At 69.6% G+C, this 2,085-nt stretch carries 1 protein-coding gene; it reads right to left on the bottom strand.

The features are described 5' to 3' along the window. Positions 1–1,950, bottom strand: a 1,950-nt coding sequence (fhuB, locus tag EN939_RS31550; protein WP_127271510.1) for a Fe(3+)-hydroxamate ABC transporter permease FhuB, incomplete at its 3' end; no start/stop codon positions are given. Between the last annotated feature and the right edge of the window lie 135 nt (positions 1,951–2,085).

Below are 2,085 nucleotides of genomic sequence, written 5' to 3'. Positions count from 1 at the left end.
GGCGATGAGGCCGGCCGGCACTTGCCAGGGAAAGATCAGCGTCCGCCCTGCCCAGTCGGCGGCAACGAGGATCAGCCCGCCTGTCATGGCCGAGGCCAGAAGCTGCGGCACGGCGCGGTGGAAGCCAAGCATGCGTGCGAGGTGCGGCGCCATCAGGCCGACGAAGCTCAGCGGGCCGATGACCAATGTCGCGGTTGCGGTGGCCAATGCGGTGAGCGCAAGCAATGTGGCGCGAACACGTCCCAGTCGCAGGCCAAGGCCACGCGCGGCGGTTTCGCCGAGCGGCAGTATATCGAGCCAGCGCGCGGTCAGCGGCGCCAGCGCGAGGACGGTGACCGCGACCGTTGCGGCGGTGAAGGCATCCGTTGGCGTTGCGCGATAGGTCGATCCCGACAGCCAGGCGAGCAGGAAGTCCATGCGCGGATCGCCGCTGGCCAGAAGCAGCGCGGCGAAGGCGGACGCGACCGTCGCAACGGCGACGCCGGCAAGCAGCAGCCGTTCCGGCGACAGGGCATTGCGTCGCCCGACCAGCACGACGATCGTCAGCGCCAGCAAGGCGCCCGCCAAGGCCGCGCCGAGCATTGTTGAGCGGTCGAAGCTGTCGCTGAGCAGCAGCAGCGCCAGCACGCCGAAAGAGGCGCCGCCGGAAATGCCCAGGACCTCGGGTGCGGCCATCGGGTTGCCGGTCATGCGCTGCATCAGCGTGCCGGCGACGGCGAGCAGGACGCCCGCCGACAGGGCGACGACGACGCGAGGCGCGCGCAGGGCAAGCAGCTCGGTCAAATCCGCGGATGCGATCCAGTGCCAACCGCCTGCGCCACGGCCAAAGCCGATGGCGAGGACAACCGCGAGGATGAGCGCCAGCAGGCCCGCGATCAACGGCAGGCCGTTTGTCGGCAGGCGTATCGACGACACCATGTCGGCCTGCCTTTCGGGGGTGGTTCGCATTCGCGGCAACAGGAACAGCAGCAGCGGCGCGCCGAGCAAAGCGGTCGCGGTGCCGGCGGGGGTTTCGCCGGTGAACGGCAAATGCTGCACCAGCCGGTCGGTGAGCCAGAGCAGGGCACCGCCGACCAGCGGCGACCAGACCAGGCGGCGGCCAAGCGTGCGCGCTCCGGCCAGCCGCGCCAGCGCCGGGGCGGCGAGCGCCACGAAACCGATGACGCCCACCTCGGCGACGACCAGCGCGCTAAGCGAGACGGCGACTGTCATGCCGGCAAGGCGGATGACGGCCGGCCGGGTGCCGAGCGATGCCGCGCCGTCGTCGCTGAGGTCGAGCAGGCGTAGCGGTCGCCAGAGTAGGAGCGCGGCGCAGATGCCGGCCAGCAGCCATGGCGCCAGAACAAGGACCGCCGCGTCGCCATTCTGCACCAGCGAGCCGCTCTGCCAGATGAACAGCTCCTCGGTGTATTCGCGGTTGAGCGCCATCAGCAGCGCGCCGGCCGAGCCGAAAGTGAGGCTGACGACGAGGCCGGCGATGATGATCGACACTGGCGAAAAGCTGCGCCCGCGCGCCAGTGCGAAAACGGCTGATGTGGCGAGCGCGCCGCCAGCCAGCGCCACGCCTTCGCGGCCACCTTCCAGCAACCATGGTGCGTAGAGGGTGGCGGCCGCCAATGCGAGGCTCGCTCCGGCATTGGTGCCGATCGTGGTCGGCTCGGCCAGCGGGTTGCGCAGCACATGCTGCATGACGACACCGGCGAGACCAAGTGCCGCGCCGGCCAGCATGCTGACGGCGACACGCGGGAGGAAGGCATAGCGATACAGCAACTGCGCTGGATCGGATGTGTCGGGAGCGGTGAGCGCATGCCACCACAAGTGCGTCGGGAAAAGGTTGATGAGATCGAAGATGGTCAGCATCAGTGCCAGGCCCGCGGGCACGGCCACCAGCAGGATGAACGCGCCGATGCCGTCGCGCTGTCGCGGCAGGGACATTGCCTGAGCGATCATGCCGCTGCCACGAATTCGGCGAAACGCGCGGCAGCAGTGAGACCGCCGAACGGCCAGACCGGCGGAATGGTCCGCACCTGGCCGTTCCGGACGCAGGGCAGATTGGCCCAGAGCGAGCTGCGGGCAATCCTGATC

The sequence above is a fragment of the Mesorhizobium sp. M7A.F.Ca.CA.002.05.1.1 genome, assembly GCF_003998335.1.
GTDB lineage: Bacteria > Pseudomonadota > Alphaproteobacteria > Rhizobiales > Rhizobiaceae > Mesorhizobium.
Note: the sequence above shows the minus strand (reverse complement) of the source record. Positions and strands in the feature narration are given on the sequence as shown.